Here is an 18138-nt window from a genome sequence, read left to right on the forward strand (position 1 = left end):
AAGCCCTGACTAACGGAGATTTGCGCTATGGTCTCGTGGGTTCTCAAAGAATGGCAGGTGGCGATCGCGGCGCTGCTGCAAGGCGACACTATTCTCTTGCTGCGAAAGGGCGGCATTCGTGAGGCTAAGGGGCAGTTTTCGCTGGTGGCCCGCGAGGTACTGCTGCTGCCCACCCTAGAGCACCAAAAGCTGGATTTACTGAAGGATGAGTTTCGGTCTTTGGCCCATTCTGGTCAGGCTGATCAGCCTGACCAGGTGCAGTTTGAGGGTTGGGCGGCCATTACCCATGCCTTTCTGCTCAAGGCCGAAACGGAGGTGGCCCCGCTGCTGCCCTACCTGGTGTGGAACGAGCAATTTGTGGCCGAACGGCTGGCCTGGCAACCCGATCGCCCCCTGTACGCCCTGCTGCTGCGGGCCTATCGGTTTCAAAATTCTCTCATGCTGCCGCGCCACAAGGGCTACAGCGGTTGCCGATCGTGGGTAGACATTGGCCAGGAGGTCGAGGTCGATAGCCATACCCCAGCGCTACCAGAGGCGGCCTACCAAGAACAGGTAGAGGCTATTGTGGCAAGTCTGCCTTTGGTAACCCCGCTCCTGGTGGAGTAGGGGTAATCATCCCTTCCAACGCGGTTTGCAGGTCAGCGGTGAGCCGGGCCACGGCCTGTTTGCGGTTGGCTTTGTAGTCGGGCCAGCGATCGCTCACCGAAATTGCCTCCCCCACCGTTACTACCGCTCGCTGTGGCCCCAGCTTAGGCCGGGGGAAGGGGTTTTTGCCCTGAATTAAGCACCCTATGTCGCGCAAAATCATTACGGTTTCGGCAAAGCGCTCGGCGGAGGGGCACTGCTTCACATAATGTCCGGTGACGGCGACAAAGCTTTCCACCAGGCGCATGTGCCACATCCGCAGACTGGCTTCTTCCGCCTCGCGATCGGCTAGCCCTCGCTCTACCTCAGAAGGAGGCGGGTTGCCAATCACATCCTGACGAAAAATGCGATCCCACCCGGCCTGCTCAATGCGGCGACAGCGATCGATGGCGCTGCCCTTAGCGGGGAGCTTAAAGTAAGTTTCGGCTACCTGAAGCGCTGCATTCATCAGGGCTTCAAGGCGCTTCGCGAAGTCTTCGGGGTCTGCCTCAAGACGAGTATCCGCTCCGGCATCGCCTAAGGCATTGGTGGGCAGCACGACGTCGGGGGTGAGGCGGGGCTGAGCCAGAGCAGCCCCGTAAACCCGCTTGTAGTAGCCCTCCACAAGCGTCAGCAGGTGTTCACCCAGGGTATAGAGCCGCTGGTAGCGGTGCGCCATAGCGCTCTCGCCAGCATCTCCAGGCGCGTAGGCAGCGGCGGGAGCGGTCAGACCATTCTCGTGCTCCAGCCGGTCGAGCCAGCGATCGATTTCTGGCCAGGGCGGGGTGATGTAGCGATAGACAATACCTAGGGGCGCGATCGCCACCCCTTCGGTCCGGCCCTGGCTGTGCATATCTTCCACACACCAAAACCCCATTTGGGCTACCCCTGGCTCCAGGGGGCTGACAATTTCGGTGTGCCCATTGTTACCGCCCTCGGGCGCAGCGGCTAGGGGAAACTGGCCATTGGCCAACAGGTTGCGGGCCGACCGCAGCCCCTGGCGATCGACCTTGCCCCGCTGAATGGGCGTGCCCCCCAGGCGACTGTAGATCCACCCAACCCAGTTACCAGCCCACAGCGGGATGCCGCGATCGTAGATGAAGTGGCTGTGAACCGGACGATTTAACTCAACGCCGAGCTGCCTGGCTCGCTGGGGCACCGCGTACCACAGCAAATGGGCCAAACAGTAGGAGTCCAGCGGGCTGGGATGGCGGAAAGCCAGCAGCAGCCGGGTTTCTTGATTGTTGAATGCTCGCAGCAGATGTACCAGGCCATCGGCATTGATAACGTCTACCCGCCGAATCTGTTCGCGCCAGCGCATCCAGTAGGGCAGACCCAGACGCACCAGGGCCAGCACTCGCCGATCTAGCGCGGGGGGAATGAAGTCTAGGGGCGGCTGGGCGCGGGTGGAGAGGTTGACCACAGGTTCATCCCAGGGGCGAGAACACCCCGATGATATAGCAGAGCAGGAGCAAACTCCTCAGCTTCTGGGAGGTGATTAAAGCCCCTCAGTAAATTTGCGGACAAATCATAAAGCTTTTATAAGCAACCCCAGCCCCAGGATTGTGCAACCCGTACAAACCCAGTTTAATGGCAGGAGCCAAACCCGACCGGGCCAGGCGCTTGAGAAAATCGTCGCGTGTAACGTACACATTCCCTAAGGAGTTTCTACAACGCCCTGGGTCCAACGCCTAGAGCGCCGGTGCATTAGACCAGGTACACCGCAATCGCGACCACACAGCGAAGGGCTACGGCCCCGTCTGCTGCGGTCAGTGGGTGCCTTTTCTAGAGACGTAGTTAGTGGTAGATGACGGTTCGCTATGGTTTCCTCACAGTTTTTTTCTGCCAACGCAGGGCGGCAATTCGCAAAGCGTTTAGGATCCGACTCGGAACGAGTATCCGTACCGGAATTACCTGGTACAGCCCCTCAAAGCCTCGATAACGACCCGGCGGCTTCTCCCCCCTGGATTTTAGACACCCTCTTTCGCAATCTAAGCTACGACCTAGAGCAAGTAGCCGATGTCATCGACCCCATTCTGACGGCCCAAAACCACTGCTACCGCACTGACTGGTATGTGCAGGGCATTGTGGCCGAAGATCGCGCCTTTCTTAGCACCAACATCAACACCGATCGCGCCATCCAGGTCACCCTCTGCGGCACCCGCTGGCTGCTGGGCCAGGGCGGTCGCTGCACGGTAGTCATACCCCAGCCTGGCATTGCCGATTGCCATGCGGCCCTCAACTTTGATCCGCTGCGGGGCTTCTTTCTTACCGACCTGGGTACCAGCGGGGGCACCTGGGTGAATGGCCGTCGGCTAGCTCCGGCCCAGCGCCACTACCTGCAAGATGGCGACCTGGTGAAACTGGGCAGCCTGCGGTTTGAGTTTTTGCAGCAGTGCTGCGATCTGCCCGTATGGAATGACGACTAGCCGCGCTGGTAGCGCATCCCCGGCAGCTGAGTCACCAGGCCCAGCAGCTCTAGCTGTACCAGAGTAGCCAGCACCTCGCCAGTCGGCTGGGCGATCGCCTGCACCAGCTGATCGAGGGTGGCGGGCTCGTCGGTGATGGCCGCCAGCACTTGAGTCATCGCTGGCGACAGCGGCGGGGTTGTGCTGTGGGTGAGGCGATCGCGCGGCCCATCAGTTCCACTAGCGTCTGGCCTACTGGCGTTTGACCCAGCGGTCTCGAGCTGGGGCAGCTGGCCCAGGGCGGTGATCAGCGTCATATCGTTCAAAATCATTTGGGCACCCTGGTTAATTAGCTCCAGACAGCCCTCACTGTTGAGGTTATCTAGCGAGCCCGGCACCGCAAATACATCGCGGCCATAGTCGTTCGCTAGCTGTGCCGTGATCAACGCCCCTGAGCGGGCTGGCGCTTCGGTGACGACCACCGCTCGGCTGAGTCCGGCAATGATGCGGTTGCGGCGCGGAAAGTGCGCCCGATCGGGCGGGGTGCCGTTGGGGTGCTCACTGAGCAACAGCCCCTGGCGAGCAATGCGCTCGTGCAGGTCGCGATTGACTGAGGGGTAAACCTGGTCAACCCCAGTCCCCAATACCGCGATGGTCAGCCCGCCACTGTCTAGGGTCTGCTGGTGGGCGTAGCGATCGACCCCTTTGGCCAAGCCCGAAACTACGATCACATCGTGGTGGGCCAGCTGCTGAGTCAGGCGACGAGTCCACCGCTGCCCGTAGTCAGACGGGTTGCGGGTGCCCACAACCCCCACCGAGGGCATCAGCTGCAGGGCGTTGGCCAGCTCCAACCGCCCCCGATAGAAAACGATGGGCGGCGGATCGGCAATTTCGTAGAGTAGGATTGGGTACTCAGCATCAGCAGGGGTCCAAAAGTTGGCGTGCTGCTGCTCGTAGCTAGCCAACAGCTCCAGGGGCGACACGCGCTGCCGGTACTCCACCAGGCTAGACCCCAGCCCCAGCCCAATACCTTCAACCTCCAGCAGCTCGGCCCCGCTAGCGTGCCAGGCAGTAGTCAAGGTGCCAAAATGGCTGCACAAACGCTTCAATAAAATTGGGCCCAGGCCCTTAGCCTGAGACCAGGCCAGCCAATACGCTCGTTCTACCATGCCGGGCGGTGAAGAATTGCTACCGCTCATTGTGCCCGTCTGCGACCCAAGGGCCGCTATCGACGCGCTCTAGGTAAGCGCTGCGTGCGGCCGCGCCTAAAGAAATTGCTAAGGGGCAGTCGCCTGGGGTTGAGCTGACGCAAAGGGGCAGGTAGCTCTAGGGTGGTGGTAGGTTCACCTCCAGGGGTAATCCACCAGGCGTGAATGGTGCCCCCGGCAAAACCAGCTATGGCCCCCAGCAAAATACTGGGCACCACCTCGTAGCCCAACAGCAAAAATAAAAACAAAAAGACCAGCCAAATTTTTAACGCCTGGGGAATGATCTTATCGGCCACCGATTCGTCCTCTCTGGAACGCTAGTGAGGCAGGCCAAGCACCGAGGCCAGAGCCTATGCCCCTACTATAGCGATTAAACTATATCGACTAATTGCTGAGGCACAGCCTGGGTGGTATCGATCGCCCGCACCAGCGGCTGCTCGCTCTCGGTAAACGGCTCCATGTGCTGGCGCTGAAGCACGGCCACGGTGGCATCGGCAATGTCGCCCGCGCGATCGCGCACCCGCTGCTCTAGCACCGCCGCCGGAGCCGTGCAGTGCAGAATAGCCAGAGGTAACCCAGCTTCTTGAATCTGTGCGATCGCGTTTTGTCGCAGCATTTGGCGATCGTACTTAGCGTCAAGAATTACCGGGTACCCCGCCTGAGCTAGAGCCATGCCTAGGGTGAGGAGGCGATCGTAGGTTTGCTCAGTCATCGCTGGCGTATACAAGCTGTCGTCCCCGCGCTGGTCGAGCGACACCCCGGCTAGGTGTTTACGCACCGCATCGCTGCGCAAGTGAATAGCGTTAATTTGGCTGGCCAGCAGTCGCGCCGTAGTCGACTTACCCGACCCAGATAGCCCTGCCATCAGGTAAATCTGGCCGCGCTGGGGCTGGCACACCGACCAGGCCAGGCGGTAGTAGCCCGCCGCCGTCGCAGCGGCCTGCTGCTTGGTGTCCTCATCCACCCCAGGGTCGTTGAGCAAAAACGAGGTCACCTTAGCCCGCACGTAGGCCTGACGGCTAATGTAAAGGGGCAACAGCTGCACTCCCTCCCAGTCGCCCGTGCGCTCTACGTAGTGATTCAAAAATACAGTGGCCAGGCCAGCGCAGTCCTTAGAGAGCAAATCCATCACCACAAAGCCCACGTCGTACATCACATCGACGTAGCGAAAGGGCTCATTGAACTCAATGCAGTCAAATAAGTAGAGCCGATCGCGCCAGCGGCAAATGTTATTCAAGTGCAGGTCGCCGTGGCAGGCCCGAATCCAGTTTTGGGCGATCCGCCGCTCAAAGAGATCTCGGTGGGCAGCAAAAAAACTGTCGGTGTAGGCTTTGGTTTCGTCGAACTGGGCCTGAGTCTGGGGGCCACCGATGTAGCTTTCCGTTTGGGCGTAATTTTCGTCAAAGGCCTGGCGAATTTGCTCTACTGCGCCAAAGGTGCGAATGTGGTCGCTGGTTTCGGCCCCCAGGTGAAAGTCGGCCACCGCCACCGCCAGGTCTTCCATCAGGGCGTCGGTGAGTTCGCTGCGATCGTACAGGGCGCTAAGCAGCGTGTCCTGGGGAAACTGCACCATCTTGACGGCATATTCCACGGGCATACCGCTACCCAGCTCGTAGGTATCTCCTGCCTGGCCAATGGCAACCACCTCTAAGTAGAGCGGTCCGGCACCGCGCTGGTTCAGCCGCAGTTCTTCCTGGCAAAAGTGGTGCCGCTTCTCCAGGGTGGAATAGTCTAGAAACCCAAAGTTCACCGGCTTTTTCACTTTGTAGGCGTAGTCGCCGGTCAGCAGCACGTAGGATACGTGGGTTTGCAGCATCCGAATGGGCTCAACGACCGGATGGGGGTAAAACCCCGGCTGACACATCTGCTGAATTAGCTCAGGAAGCGCGGAGACAGCCATAACCTACCTAGAAAGAATCTCATCAATACTAAGCGGGGGCGGAGACATCTTCCCCACCCCCGCCAATTAAATGCTAAAACCGCTCAGCGGAATCAGCCTTAGGGCCAAGGTCGGCCTACTCAGCTGCCAACGGTTCCGCCGCAGCCGCAGTGGGGCTGTCGCCGTCACCGGTTTCGGCCATACGGCCCTGGAGCACGGTAGCAACGGTTTGAGTTTGGTCGCCTGCCACCACAGCGCCCTCAGGCAGTACCAGGTCGGCAACGGTTAGTGAGTCACCTACGCTCAGACCAGACACATCGACGTCAATGGTTTCGGGAATGTCGATCGCCTTACACTTGACGGTGACTTCGTTGACTTCGGTGTTGAGCACGCCGCCTTCGTTTTTGACACCCGTAGGCTCACCTACAAAGTTGAGCGCAACGCCTACTTCGACCGCATCCTGCGCTTTAACCGCAAAGAAGCTGAGGTGATACACCAGATTTTTCCAGGGGTGCGACTGCACCTCCCGCAGTAGCGCCTTGCCGTTCCACGACATGTCAGGAATTTGCAGGTCAATCATGGTGTTGTTGACCGCTGCCTTGCGTAGTAGCATATCGGCCGCATGCTGATCGACGGTCAGCGATACCGACTCGGTGCCGTCGTGGCCGTACAGCACGACGGGCAGCAGACCCTGACGGCGCAGCGCGTTGGGCTTGGCTTTAGGATCGCGTGATTTACATTCAATAGTCAGTTCCATGGAAAATCCCCCCGTTGATAACAGATTAAAAGACAAACTTTGCCGAATCCCTAGGCTACCTGAGACTCACCATTCTCGTAGAGCAGCGCCCGCTTTGGCCCGTGGATGGGGTCTTCTACGATGATGGTCTGGTCGCGGCTAGCTCCCAGCGACACGATCGCAATCGGCACCTCCATCAGCTCGGCCAAAAACTTGAGGTAGTCTAGGGCGGCTTTGGGCAGGTCGCTGAGCGATCGGCAGTGGTCGGTGGGCTGTTTCCAGCCGGGCATCGTTTTGTAGATTGGCTTGCAGCGGCTAAAGGCCTCGGCACTGGCCGGTAGCTCTTCGCAGCGCTCACCATCGAGCTCGTAGGCCACGCACACCTCGATCTCATCGACATCGTCGAGCACATCGAGCTTGGTGATGGCCAGGCAGTCGAGACCGTTGATGCGGACGGCATAGCGACCGATCACGGCGTCAAACCAGCCACAGCGACGGCGACGGCCCGTGGTGGTGCCAAACTCAGCGCCGCGCTCGCAGAGTAGCTCACCCACTCCACAGGTCAACTCGGTGGGGAAGGGGCCTTCGCCCACCCGCGTGGTGTAGGCCTTGGCCACCCCAATGACGCGATCGATTACCGTGGGGCCAATGCCCGTGCCGATGCAGGCCCCACCCGCCACCGGGTTAGAGGAGGTGACGTAGGGATAGGTGCCGTGGTCGAGGTCGAGCAGAGTGCCCTGCGCCCCCTCAAACAGCACGTTTTTACGCTGGCGAATAGCCTGGTAAACGTGCAGCGAGCTATCAATAATGTGAGGCCGCAGCCGCTCGGCGTACTCAATGTATTCATCGATAACCGCAGCAGGGTCTAGGGGCTCTAGATCATAGAGCTTTTCGAGAATGCCGTTTTTGTATTGAATTGTCCACTCTAGCTGCTTGCGCAGGCGAGCGTAGTCCATCAAGTCAATGACGCGAATGCCGATGCGCTCGGACTTGTCAGCATAGGTGGGACCAATGCCGCGCTTAGTGGTGCCAATCTTGTGGTTGCCCCGACGCTCCTCTGCCGCCTGATCAATTAAGCGGTGGTAGGGCATGGTGACGTGGGCAGCGTTTGAAATAAACAGGTTTTTAGACGAAATCCCTAGCTCGTCGAGCTTATCGAGTTCACCGATCAGCGCCTTAGGGTCGATGACGGTGCCGCTGCCAATTACGCACTCAGTATCGGGGTAGAGAATACCGGAGGGAATCAGGTGCAGCTTAAACGTCTGATCTTTAACAACGACGGTATGCCCTGCGTTAACCCCGCCCTGGTAGCGCACAACCACATCTGCCGAACGACTCAGCAAATCGGTGATTTTGCCCTTACCTTCGTCGCCCCACTGGGCCCCAATTACTACAACGTTTGCCAAGGGAATTCAGCTTCTAAAGTTCACACAAATTCCCATTATCACTAAGCGAATGGAATTGTGTCAACTCACTTCTTTTGCGTGCCTGGGCTGAGTCAGCTCTCTCTACAGCCTGAACCCCTAGCAAATTAAATGTATTTAACCTTATACCCCCCAATCAGTAAAATATGCGATAGAACAGATGGATAACGAATTTACATTTCTTTAGAATTCCTTCCGATTTTGCGATGGCTACAAGACCGGCCGCCTAGAGCAGCCCCTGAGAGCGAGCGGTCAAGCGGGCGATCGCAGGCCTACCAAACCCCATAAACCCCACCAAGGCGGAGGTTACCGTGAGTCTATATGCTGAACTACACCGCCACCTGGGCGGCTCGGTGGTACCCAGAGTGCTATGGCGCTACTTTGAGCGCAACCGCCCCGATCTCTCAGGCCAGTTTGCCGATTACCCGGCATTTGAGCAGTTTTACACCCGTCCCCGCAACACCCTGGCGGAGTATCTGGAGCTGCACACCCTAGTCGAGAGCGTGCAAACCCACGAAGCGCTGCCCTACTTTATCTACCGCCTGATTCGCGGAGCGTACATCTTTGAGAACCTGGCTTATCTAGAGCTGCGCTATACCCCCTACCTGCGCACCCCCGAGCATTTGCCCCAAAATCAGCGCATTGAGGCGATGGCTGAAATCGTAGAAATTGTGGGCCGAGCCAGCCAGCTGCCCGAGTACCCAATTGTGACTAAGCAGATTCTCTGCATGCACTCGCGGCTACCCTACGAGGTCAATCAAGCAATTGTAGAGCTAGCGGGACAGTACCCCGACTACATCTGCGCGGTGGATGTGGCCGGGGGCGATGCCAACTACGGCGATCGCATTGATGAATTCACCCAGCTCTACCAGCGCGCCCAAGACCTGGGCCTCAAGACCACCGGCCACCTCTACGAAACCGTAGACGGTGATCACCCGCAGCTGCTGCCCTACCTGATGCGAATTGGCCACGGCATTCAAATTCCGCTGCGGCACCCAGAGCTGCTACCCGAGGTCGCGGCGCGGGGCCAATGCCTGGAGGTATGCCCTACCACCTATCTCAAGACCGGCACTCTGGATGATATCCACCAGCTCAAGGTGGTCTTCGATCGCTGCTTTGAGGCCGGAGTCGATATCGCCATCTGCACCGACAACGCTGGGCTACACAACGTGCGGCTGCCCTTTGAGTACGAAAGTCTGCTCACCCATGACGTGATTGGCTTTGAGGAACTGCAAGCCTGCCAGGAAGCCGCCTTTCGCCACGCCTTTGCCTGGCCCCACAGCCTGCCCCCCACTGCCCTCCTGACGGACATGCTGCAACTGCCCAGCAAAGCCCATCCGGTCGATAGTGAAGGGGTACTAGCCCTGTCCTAGGGGATTGGGGTTCAAGGTCTGGGGTTCAGGGTTTTAGGATTGATCTAAGCCTTGAACCCTTGGAAATAAGGACCTGAGTGTCCACATTCTGTAGGTTGGGCATCCTGCCTACCTGAGGACAGCCGAGACGGATATCCCGCAGGGTTAAAGCCCCGGTCTTAAAGCTTTGAACTCCAAATTGTTGCCTCAGGTAATTCAGGTGCAAGATTTAGCTGCTATTGAGCGACAGGGATGGCAGGCCCTCTCAACCAAGGGAACTGCTGGCCAGCAGTTCTATAGCCAGGTGCTGCACGACCGGGCGGTTATGCTGCTGCCGGGCGGCATGGTGCTGCGGGGCAAGGCGGATATTTTGGCTGCTCTAGCGGCTCAGCCGTGGCAGTCGTTTCACCTGGAAGACCTGGAGGTGATGGTGCTATCACCAGCGGCTGGGATCGTGACCTACCGGGTAAGTGCCCAGCGGGCAGGCAACGCTCCGTACGCGGCGCTGATTAGCAGCACGTACGCGATGAGCGACGGTGAGTTTAAGCTGATGCTCCATCAGCAGACGCCGATTTGAGTTTGCTCAGAATTGCGCTGCGGGTACTGGCTGGGGATCGGCTTTGACCGGTAGGTGCGGGCGATCGCAGAAGTCCTTGCCAATATTCTTACCCACACATCCTTATACAAATCGTCCATGCCGCTAGCGCGGCACCCCCAACGATAAAAATAGCCATAGCCGGTCCCTGAGCGAAGTCGAAGGGACGGCTATTTATAGAGCAAATCCGATTTGGTAAGCCCCGACTCACGATCAGGAACTCTGTAGGGGCGTAGCATGCTACGCCCCTACAAATCGGGGGTATTCATTCCGGCTTTGGTACTACCCACACAGAAGGGGGTTCAGACAAACCTGTCTGAACCCCCTTCTGGATCAATTAGCTAACTTAGCTGATGAGAGCTTAGTAGCCGCCGCGAGAGAAGCTGTCGCCGCCGCCTCTGCGACCGCCGCCGCCACCAAAGTTACCACCGCCACCACTGCGATTTTCGCGGGGCTTGGCTTTGTTGACCTTGAGGTCGCGGCCCATCCACTCAGCACCGTCTAGGGCTTCAATGGCGGCGTCTTCTTCAGCATCGGCACCCATTTCGACAAAGGCGAAACCGCGCATGCGCCCGGTTTCACGATCGGTGGGCAGCTGAACCCGCTTAACAGACCCGTACTCTGCAAATACAGAGGTTAGATCCTCAGCGGTAGCGTCATAGGACAGGTTGCCTACGTAGATTGACATGGTTGGTCTCCAAAAGTTAAAGGACGTGTAGAGCAAAATTTTGGAGAGAAGTCTGTCAATGGAAAAACGGAAAAACTCGTTAGTACTAAAAACAAATACTGCTAACCAATCTCTATATCTCTTGAGACACCCTAGCATGTTTGAAAAGAGGATGGTGCACTGGAAGGTGAAGTAGCCCAAAAAGTTGACCCAAGATTATCAAACCCGGCCAAAAACATCGCCTGCAGGCTACTGTGTGGCTGGTGTCGTCATGTAAAGATTTGTGTTTTGATGATGCGGGCAGTGCTGGGACATCGCCGTGGGAGAATGAACGTTTAATTGAGACTTAAGTATGCCCGCCGCCTATATTGAAAACGAAACCGAGTTTGACGCGCTGCTGAGTGCGGAATCGTTGTTTGTAGTTGACTGCACTGCGGCCTGGTGTGGCCCCTGCAAGCTGGTTGCACCACTGATGGATAAGCTGGCCGATGAGTACGGCGATCGCGTCAAAGTCTTCAAGCTCGACCTCGATGCCAACCAAACTGTGGCCCAGCGTTACGGTATTCGCAGCATTCCGGCGGTGATGTTCTTCCAGCAGGGCGACGTGGCCGAGACCCTGGTGGGCGTCAAAAAGTATGACGAGTACACTGAGACCCTGGGCAAATACCTGGGTTAGGGCCTGTAGGTGATGAACCTGGCTCGTTAGGTACGCTCTGGAACCGTTCGCTTTACCACATGCCAGAGGTCACCACCGTTAGATCCGGCAGCGCCGCTTCCCCAGCGAGGAATGGGGGTGCCTGGAGAATTTCTGGCTCCCGCTCAGCGCGATAGACCTCGACCTGACGGTCTTGCACGTTGATTAGCCAGCCCAGGCGACAGCCGCTGGCTTGATATTCTGCCAGCTTGGCCTGGAGGGGTTGTAGGCGATCGCTCTTAGAGCGCAGTTCAATGACAAAGTCCGGGCACAGGGGCGGAAATGAATCTTGCTCTGCCGGGGTGAGGGCGTTCCAATGGGCCAGGCTGACCCAGGCCACATCGGGAGAGCGTTCGGCCCCGTTGGGCAGGCGAAAGACTGTGGATGAGTCGAACACGACGCCCAGCTTGCTACGGCGGTTCCAAGACTCGATCTGATAGGTCAGGTCGCTATTGCGGCGGCCTGTGTTTCCTCCGGTGGGGGGTATGAGTACCAGTTCTCCGGCGGCGGTAAGTTCCAGGCGCAGATCGCGGTTGGCCAGGGCCAGTTGCTCAAACTGCTCATGGGTGAGGCGAATGACCGGGCTGAGATCGAGGGTGAGGGCAGTCATAGTCAAGCCTGAGCGCATGCCCCATTATGAAGTATTCCTAGGAGCCAAAGATCTAGGCAGAACGCCCACACCCCCGTAGACTGAGGACAACCGATTGATCCAACAGCAGAGCGGGCGATATGGAAATTCTTTTTGTGGCAGCGGAGGCAGCGCCCCTGGCCAAGGTCGGCGGCATGGGCGACGTGGTGGGGTCCCTCCCCAAGGTGCTGCGCAAGATGGGGCACGACGTGCGCATTTTTATGCCCTACTACGGCTTTTTGCCCGACAAGGTTGATGCGCCCATTCCAGAGGAGCCAGTGTGGCAGGGCAATGCCATGTTCAACGACTTTGCGGTTTACGAAACCACCCTGCCCGACTCTGACGTGCCGGTGTACTTATTTGGTCACCCCGCCTTTGACCCCCGCAAAGTCTACGGCGGCGACGACGAGGCCTGGCGGTTCACCTTCTTTGCCAACGGTGCCGCAGAATTTGCCTGGAACTACTGGAAGCCCCAGATCATCCACTGCCACGACTGGCATACGGGCATGATTCCGGTGTGGATGCACCAGTCGCCCGACATTGCCACAGTGTTTACCATTCACAATCTGGCCTACCAGGGGCCGTGGCGCTGGGAGCTAGAGCGCATTACCTGGTGCCCGTGGTACATGCAGGGGCACAACACCATGGCGGCGGCGGTGCAGTTTGCCGATCGCGTCAATACCGTGTCGCCCACCTACGCCCAGCAGATCCAAACCCCCGACTACGGCGAAGAGCTAGAGGGGCTACTGTCATTTATCAGCGGTAAGCTGACGGGCATTCTCAACGGCATTGATATTGAGTCTTACGACCCCGCCACCGATCGCTACATTGGCAAAACCTTTACCCCCGACAGCCTGGAGAATCGCCGCGCCAACAAGGTGGCGATTCAGGAAGAACTGGGCCTAGAGGTGAACTCAAAGGCCTTTTTAGTGGGCCTGGTGGGCCGCTTGGTGGAGCAGAAGGGGTTGGATCTAATTCTGCAAATTTTGGATCGCTTTTTGTCGTACACCGACGCGCAGTTTATTTTGCTGGGCACGGGCGATCGCTACTACGAGACCCAACTCTGGCAAATGGCCAGCCGCTACCGGGGCCGGATGGCCACCTACCTGCTCTACAGCGAGGGGCTGGGTCGCCGCATCTACGCCGGGGCCGATGCGTTTTTGATGCCGTCGCGGTTTGAGCCCTGCGGCATCAGCCAGATGATCGCCATGCGCTACGGCTGCATTCCGGTGGTACGCCGCACAGGCGGCTTGGTAGATACGGTGCAGCACCACGACCCCGAGCACCACACAGGCACTGGCTACTGCTTTGATCGCTACGAGCCGCTCGATTTATTTACTTGCCTAATTCGCGCCTGGGAGGGCTACCGCTTTAAGGATGCCTGGCGGGCGCTCCAGCAGCGGGCCATGGAGCAAGACTTTAGCTGGGACAAATCGGCGGTAGATTACGTCAAGCTCTACAGCGAAATGCTAGGGCTCGACTTTAACGATCAGCTTCCTAAGCCTCAGCTAGCGCCAGTGATGGAAGCGCCAGCCCCAGAGTCGACGGCGGCGGCGACTGCAGCGATGGATGCGTCATTCCCCAAGTCATCGTTACCAAAATGACCTGGGGCAACTCAACCTACTGGGGCAACTTTGGCCTGAGGCCAGAGAGCTTGAGGAGCCGAGGGATAGAGGGCGCGACTGTCTGTCACTTATGAGCGGTTTGCAAGGTGGAAAGTGTGGCAGATTAGTAGTTCCTGTTACACGAGGCACCGATGAGCGAGGGCAACGGTTCGGCAGCGGGAAATACAACTCCTTTAGGGCAGCCTTCGGACAAGGCAGACGCCCCTAAGCGTCGCCATATTGTGCTGACATCCCACCCCAGTCGGTCGGGCTTGAAAGGTGCCCCGGTTCGGTGGGGCGAGGGCGATCCGCTCCAGCGCGGGGCGATCGTGGCAACGGTGACCGACCCCAGCCACCGCAACGCCATTGGCACCCACTCCGGCTCCTATGCGGTGTATCGCGCCCTGGCCGTGGCCAGCGGCGTACTCCAGGCTGACCATCGACCTGACTTTACCAATACTTCGCCTGCGATCGCGATCGGCCCCTACCCCAGCTGGGCTGATCCGGAGAAGATTGTTTCTCTAGATCCTTTTGGGGCGCTGGTAGGAGATGTGTATAAGTCTCTGCTGGCCGAGGGCATCGACATTCGCCCATCGATCGCCGTCACCCGCGCTCACATCCAAATGCCGGAGCTGCTGGAGGCGGTGCGCCAGGGGCGGATCAAGGAAGACGGTGAAATTGTCAAGCCCGGCGGTGACCTGGTAGTGACTAAGGCCGCTGTAGAGCCGGTGTGGTACCTGCCGGGGGTGGCCCAGCGCCTGGGCGTCAGCGAAGACGATCTGCGCTACGCCCTGTTTGAGCAGACCGGGGGCATGTTTCCGGAGCTGGTGACGCGGTTTGACCTGAAGGTATTTTTGCCCCCCATCGGCGGCATCACGGTGTACATCGTGGGGGATCTTGACGCGATCGCCGACCCGGCTCGCCCCCTGACGGTGCGCGTCCACGACGAGTGCAACGGCTCGGATGTGTTTGGATCCGACATTTGCACCTGCCGCCCCTACTTAGTGCACGGTTTAGAGGAATGCATCGCTACCGCCCAAGCCGGAGGCGCGGGGCTGATCGTCTACTTCCGCAAGGAGGGGCGGGCCCTGGGGGAAGTAACCAAGTTTTTGGTGTACAACGCTCGCAAGCGGCAGGAAGGGGGCGATCGCGCCGATGCCTACTTTGCCCGCACCGAGTGCGTTGCTGGCGTGCAGGACGTGCGCTTTCAGGAACTCATGCCCGACGTGCTGCACTGGCTGGGGGTGACCCGCATCGATCGCTTTGTGTCGATGAGCGACATGAAGTACAACGCTATCGTGCGATCGGGCATTGAGATTGTCGAGCGGGTGCCGATCCCCGACGACCTGGTACCGCCCGATGCGCGGGTGGAGATCGAGGCGAAGAAGGCGGCGGGGTATTACAGCGATCGGGTTGCGCCGACGGAGGAGGATTTGGCCCAGATTAAGGGACGGGGTTTGGAGTAAGTAAGGATGGCGTCTTCAGGCAAGGATGGGGTGGTGGGCAGTGCCCACCCTACGGCGGTGGTAGCTTACCTGCAGAGTGCGGCGGCGGTGCGCGATCGCAGCTGCGCCCTCTTTGCCCTGGCGGAGCAGGATCAGCTCCAGCATTTTCGCTATCATCCCGACGCGCTACCTGCTGCTGCTGATTATGTCCTGGCGGTGATGCGGCAGCAGTACCCCGATGGCAATGTGCCCTTTCACTCACGCTGGCGACACTTTGAGGTGGCGGGGCGATCGCGGTTAGCTCTGCTAGAACCAGGTTTGTCCGCACTGGATGCCCTGGAACAGGCGCGGCTGAAGGTAGATTTGGCCATTACCAGCGTGCTGCTCGATGCCGGGGCCGGGAGCCGGTGGCGGTACGTGGAACCTGAGACTGGGATAGAGTTTCAAAGATCGGAGGGGCTGGCGATCGCCAGCTTCCACGCCTTCACCGCAGGGCTTTTTTCAAGCCAGCCCGATCGTTCTTGGCAGGCTGATGCTCACGGACTCACACAACTCACCACCGCCCACCTGGCCCAAGCCTTTCAGGTCAATGACGGCAACCGCCTGCTGGGGCTAGAAGGGCGGGTGGCGCTGCTGCAGAAGCTCGGTCATACCCTGCAAAAACAGCCGCAGTTCTTTGGTACAGACCTGTCCCGCCCAGGGCATTTGGTGGATTACTGGCTGACCCAGGCGACGGATAACCGGCTCTCGGCCACAACCATTCTGCAAACGATTCTTCAGGGTTTAGGCCCGATTTGGCCAGGGAGGGTGGAGCTGGCGGGCGTGAACCTGGGCGACGTGTGGCCCCATCCTCAACTGCCAGCCCCATCATCTGACAATGGCCTCGGCAGCAACCTAGTCCCCTTTCACAAGCTCTCCCAGTGGCTGACCTACTCGCTGCTGGAACCCTTGCAAGACCTGGGTCTCACAATCACCGATCTCGACCAGCTCACCGGCCTGGCCGAATATCGCAACGGTGGCCTGTTCATAGATTGCGGCGTGCTGAGCCTCAAGGATGCCGCCGCGCTTGAAATCTCCCACGCCCCCGGCTCCCCCCTGATTGTCGAGTGGCGCGCGCTCACCCTCTGTCTGCTCGATGCCCTCGCCGCCCACATTCGCCAAACCCTCGGGATGGATGCTGAGACCCTACCCCTAGTCAAAATTCTCCAGGGCGGCACCTGGACGGCGGGGCGGCAGATTGCAGCGGAGAAGCGGACTGGGGGTACCCCGCCGATTCAGCTTGTCAGCGACGGCACGGTGTTTTAAGTTCAAAGTTCAAAATGGAGAATTCAAAGTTTTGCACTTTGAATTTTGAATTCCCCCCTCCCCGTGCCCGCCCACCCATCCAATCACCCACTCCCCATGCCCGACCTCCATCTGATCGACCATCCACTGATTCAGCACAAGCTCACCCTGATGCGCCGGGCTGAGACCAGCACGGCAAAATTTCGCACCCTGCTGAAGGAAATTAGCCTGCTGATGGCCTACGAGGTGACGCGCGATTTGCCGCTGAAGCTAGAGACTATTCAAACGCCGATGACAACGATGGAAGCGCCAGTGCTGGCTCCAGAAAAAAAGCTGGTCGTTGTGTCAATCATGCGGGCAGGCCAGGGCATTCTCGACGGCATTTTAGAACTCATGCCCTCGGCGCGGGTAGGGCACATTGGCCTCTACCGCGATCCCCAGACCCTGCGGGTGATCGAGTACTTCTTTAAGGTGCCGGAAGATTTAAGCGATCGCGACGTTCTCGTCGTAGACCCCATGATCGCCACGGGCAATACCGCTGTAGCAGCGCTGTACCCGCTCAAGCAGGCCCAGCCGCGATCGCTGCGGTTTCTCTGTTTGCTGGCAGCCCCCGAGGGCGTGGCCCACTTTCACCGCGAGCACCCCGACGTGCCCCTCTACACCGCCGCCGTCGATGAAAAGCTCGACGAGCACGGCTACATTTTGCCAGGCCTGGGGGATGCGGGCGATCGCTTATTTGGCACCAAATAACGCAGTCAATAGTCACCAAGCCAGAGGTTGTGTAGCCTAGGGCAACGCTGCAACCCGCATTACCCTAGGCCCAGATAAGAACCGGGCTGAAGTTTGGGTCACTCAACGCATACTTTAAGGCTATAAAAAGAATGTTTTGTAGTAGCTTTAAAGCACTCTTGGTCTTAACTTAATCCATAGGTATTATCTGGAGCCGCCAACACCAACCATTAGTTTTTTAATATTCAAACTCGGTTTGATAACAGATTGATTAAGATAGTGAGCAGTAAGCAACCCAGCGCCAGGGAGACTGGCCCGAGCAACAACAGCGCAGCAATATAAAGCTCTTCTTAACCACATTGAGAATTTTTTACAAAGCTTTTGTTACATGCGAAAGCCTCTCCCTTCAAGGGATTCAAGCTTTTTCCACAGCTAAACCCATTCTTTGACGCACTAATTAACGCAACTTAACAGTTCTAAATCACCTATTCATAATATTTCCCTTAACAATTTTTTAAGTACCGTCAATGCTCTACGCAGCAACGCTTTAGGCATTGATAGACTTTTTTCTATCCGGAACGCAATGCTGTTTTAAGGGTTATGTAGGGGTCACACAAAGCCATTCCTGACAGTGCGGGGCTGCTGAGTGTTGGTTTGGTAACAGTGTTTTATTCGTGGCCAGTTAAAATGGGTCCATCGCGCCAAACGGCTGAGTTAGTGTTTAACGCAGTAGTTTGGTGGGTAAACAATATGTGTTGGGGTTTGTTGGTATAAAAGTCTTGAGTAATTAAGGCTGCAATGTCGAAGTAAATAGCCGAAGTTTGCCCTTGGCGGGGCGCTTGCGGCATCTGCTTAGAGTCT

At 58.2% G+C, this 18138-nt stretch carries 17 protein-coding genes; 9 read left to right on the top strand and 8 right to left on the bottom strand.

Annotated elements, in window-relative coordinates:
• Window positions 1-27 precede the first annotated feature (27 nt).
• Window positions 28-606 (top strand): DUF1802 family protein, encoded by a 579-nt coding sequence (locus IQ265_RS23425; RefSeq protein WP_194058089.1) that lies wholly within the window; start codon window positions 28-30, stop codon window positions 604-606.
• Here the strand turns inward: IQ265_RS23425 and IQ265_RS23430 are convergent.
• On the bottom strand, window positions 560-2047 hold the full coding sequence (locus tag IQ265_RS23430; protein ID WP_194058091.1) for a 1-acyl-sn-glycerol-3-phosphate acyltransferase: 1488 nt from the start codon (window positions 2045-2047) through the stop codon (window positions 560-562). The two genes, IQ265_RS23425 and IQ265_RS23430, sit on opposite strands and share 47 nt — an antisense overlap.
• Window positions 2048-2444: 397 nt before the next feature.
• Here IQ265_RS23430 and IQ265_RS23435 point away from each other — a divergent pair, with 397 nt between their 5' ends.
• Window positions 2445-3053 carry an FHA domain-containing protein gene (locus IQ265_RS23435; RefSeq protein ID WP_194058093.1) on the top strand — a complete coding sequence of 203 codons (609 nt, stop codon included), beginning with the start codon at window positions 2445-2447 and terminating at the stop codon, window positions 3051-3053.
• Here the strand turns inward: IQ265_RS23435 and dprA are convergent.
• The 5 genes from dprA to IQ265_RS23460 all read right to left on the bottom strand — a co-directional run bounded on the left by dprA (window position 3050) and on the right by IQ265_RS23460 (window position 8261).
• The gene (dprA, locus tag IQ265_RS23440) at window positions 3050-4111 is read right to left on the bottom strand and encodes a DNA-processing protein DprA (RefSeq protein WP_347405007.1); all 1062 of its coding nucleotides are present in this window, start codon (window positions 4109-4111) and stop codon (window positions 3050-3052) included. The two genes, IQ265_RS23435 and dprA, sit on opposite strands and share 4 nt — an antisense overlap.
• A 146-nt stretch (window positions 4112-4257) precedes the next feature.
• Window positions 4258-4536, bottom strand: coding sequence for a hypothetical protein (locus IQ265_RS23445; RefSeq protein ID WP_194058095.1), 279 nt, complete (start codon window positions 4534-4536; stop codon window positions 4258-4260).
• 74 nt (window positions 4537-4610) lie between these two features.
• Window positions 4611-6140 carry a bifunctional aminoglycoside phosphotransferase/ATP-binding protein gene (locus IQ265_RS23450; protein WP_194058097.1) on the bottom strand — a complete coding sequence of 510 codons (1530 nt, stop codon included), beginning with the start codon at window positions 6138-6140 and terminating at the stop codon, window positions 4611-4613.
• A gap of 115 nt (window positions 6141-6255) precedes the next feature.
• On the bottom strand, window positions 6256-6876 hold the full coding sequence (locus tag IQ265_RS23455; RefSeq protein WP_194058100.1) for a 50S ribosomal protein L25/general stress protein Ctc: 621 nt from the start codon (window positions 6874-6876) through the stop codon (window positions 6256-6258).
• A 50-nt stretch (window positions 6877-6926) separates the two neighbouring features.
• On the bottom strand, window positions 6927-8261 hold the full coding sequence (locus IQ265_RS23460; RefSeq protein ID WP_194058102.1) for an adenylosuccinate synthase: 1335 nt from the start codon (window positions 8259-8261) through the stop codon (window positions 6927-6929).
• Window positions 8262-8590: 329 nt separating this feature from the next.
• On the opposite strand from IQ265_RS23460, the gene IQ265_RS23465 reads away from it, so the two are divergent.
• Window positions 8591-9652, top strand: coding sequence for an adenosine deaminase (locus IQ265_RS23465; protein WP_194058104.1), 1062 nt, complete (start codon window positions 8591-8593; stop codon window positions 9650-9652).
• Window positions 9653-9818: 166 nt separating this feature from the next.
• Complete coding sequence (locus tag IQ265_RS23470) at window positions 9819-10208, top strand: nuclear transport factor 2 family protein (protein WP_194058106.1); 390 nt, start codon at window positions 9819-9821, stop codon at window positions 10206-10208.
• Window positions 10209-10587: 379 nt separating this feature from the next.
• Here the strand turns inward: IQ265_RS23470 and IQ265_RS23475 are convergent, their stop codons facing one another.
• Window positions 10588-10914: an RNA-binding protein gene (locus IQ265_RS23475; protein WP_106922259.1), complete on the bottom strand. Its 327-nt coding sequence runs from the start codon at window positions 10912-10914 to the stop codon at window positions 10588-10590.
• Window positions 10915-11245: 331 nt separating this feature from the next.
• Here IQ265_RS23475 and trxA point away from each other — a divergent pair, with 331 nt between their 5' ends.
• Complete coding sequence (gene trxA, locus IQ265_RS23480) at window positions 11246-11569, top strand: thioredoxin (RefSeq protein ID WP_194058108.1); 324 nt, start codon at window positions 11246-11248, stop codon at window positions 11567-11569.
• A 52-nt stretch (window positions 11570-11621) separates the two neighbouring features.
• Here the strand turns inward: trxA and IQ265_RS23485 are convergent, their stop codons facing one another.
• The gene (locus IQ265_RS23485; RefSeq protein WP_194058110.1) at window positions 11622-12197 is read right to left on the bottom strand and encodes a Uma2 family endonuclease; all 576 of its coding nucleotides are present in this window, start codon (window positions 12195-12197) and stop codon (window positions 11622-11624) included.
• Between the two features lie 119 nt (window positions 12198-12316).
• Between IQ265_RS23485 and glgA the strand changes: the two genes are divergently transcribed.
• From glgA to upp, 4 genes are all read left to right on the top strand, one after another.
• Entirely contained in the window at window positions 12317-13819 is a 1503-nt protein-coding gene (gene glgA, locus IQ265_RS23490) for a glycogen synthase GlgA (protein ID WP_194058112.1), read from the top strand.
• A gap of 152 nt (window positions 13820-13971) precedes the next feature.
• A complete protein-coding gene (locus IQ265_RS23495) occupies window positions 13972-15285 on the top strand; it encodes a GTP cyclohydrolase II (RefSeq protein WP_194058114.1) in 1314 nt (437 codons plus the stop codon).
• A 6-nt stretch (window positions 15286-15291) separates the two neighbouring features.
• Entirely contained in the window at window positions 15292-16569 is a 1278-nt protein-coding gene (locus IQ265_RS23500; protein WP_194058117.1) for a URC4/urg3 family protein, read from the top strand.
• 96 nt (window positions 16570-16665) lie between these two features.
• Window positions 16666-17298, top strand: a complete 633-nt coding sequence (gene upp, locus IQ265_RS23505; RefSeq protein WP_194058119.1) for a uracil phosphoribosyltransferase — start codon at window positions 16666-16668, stop codon at window positions 17296-17298.
• Window positions 17299-18138: the final 840 nt, after the last annotated feature.

Origin of the sequence: Nodosilinea sp. LEGE 06152 (assembly GCF_015207525.1) — a bacterium.
GTDB lineage: Bacteria > Cyanobacteriota > Cyanobacteriia > Phormidesmidales > Phormidesmidaceae > Nodosilinea.

Bases quoted from the DNA above. Each gene is read 5' to 3' on its own strand.
- IQ265_RS23425 (WP_194058089.1), top strand. From the start codon at position 28: ATGGTCTCGTGGGTTCTCAAAGAATGGCAGGTGGCGATCGCGGCGCTG.
- IQ265_RS23435 (WP_194058093.1), top strand. From the start codon at position 2,445: ATGGTTTCCTCACAGTTTTTTTCTGCCAACGCAGGGCGGCAATTCGCA.
- IQ265_RS23450 (WP_194058097.1), bottom strand. From the start codon at position 6,140: ATGGCTGTCTCCGCGCTTCCTGAGCTAATTCAGCAGATGTGTCAGCCG.
- IQ265_RS23455 (WP_194058100.1), bottom strand. From the start codon at position 6,876: ATGGAACTGACTATTGAATGTAAATCACGCGATCCTAAAGCCAAGCCC.
- IQ265_RS23475 (WP_106922259.1), bottom strand. From the start codon at position 10,914: ATGTCAATCTACGTAGGCAACCTGTCCTATGACGCTACCGCTGAGGAT.
- trxA (WP_194058108.1), top strand. From the start codon at position 11,246: ATGCCCGCCGCCTATATTGAAAACGAAACCGAGTTTGACGCGCTGCTG.
- IQ265_RS23485 (WP_194058110.1), bottom strand. From the start codon at position 12,197: ATGACTGCCCTCACCCTCGATCTCAGCCCGGTCATTCGCCTCACCCAT.
- glgA (WP_194058112.1), top strand. From the start codon at position 12,317: ATGGAAATTCTTTTTGTGGCAGCGGAGGCAGCGCCCCTGGCCAAGGTC.
- IQ265_RS23495 (WP_194058114.1), top strand. From the start codon at position 13,972: ATGAGCGAGGGCAACGGTTCGGCAGCGGGAAATACAACTCCTTTAGGG.
- IQ265_RS23500 (WP_194058117.1), top strand. From the start codon at position 15,292: ATGGCGTCTTCAGGCAAGGATGGGGTGGTGGGCAGTGCCCACCCTACG.
- upp (WP_194058119.1), top strand. From the start codon at position 16,666: ATGCCCGACCTCCATCTGATCGACCATCCACTGATTCAGCACAAGCTC.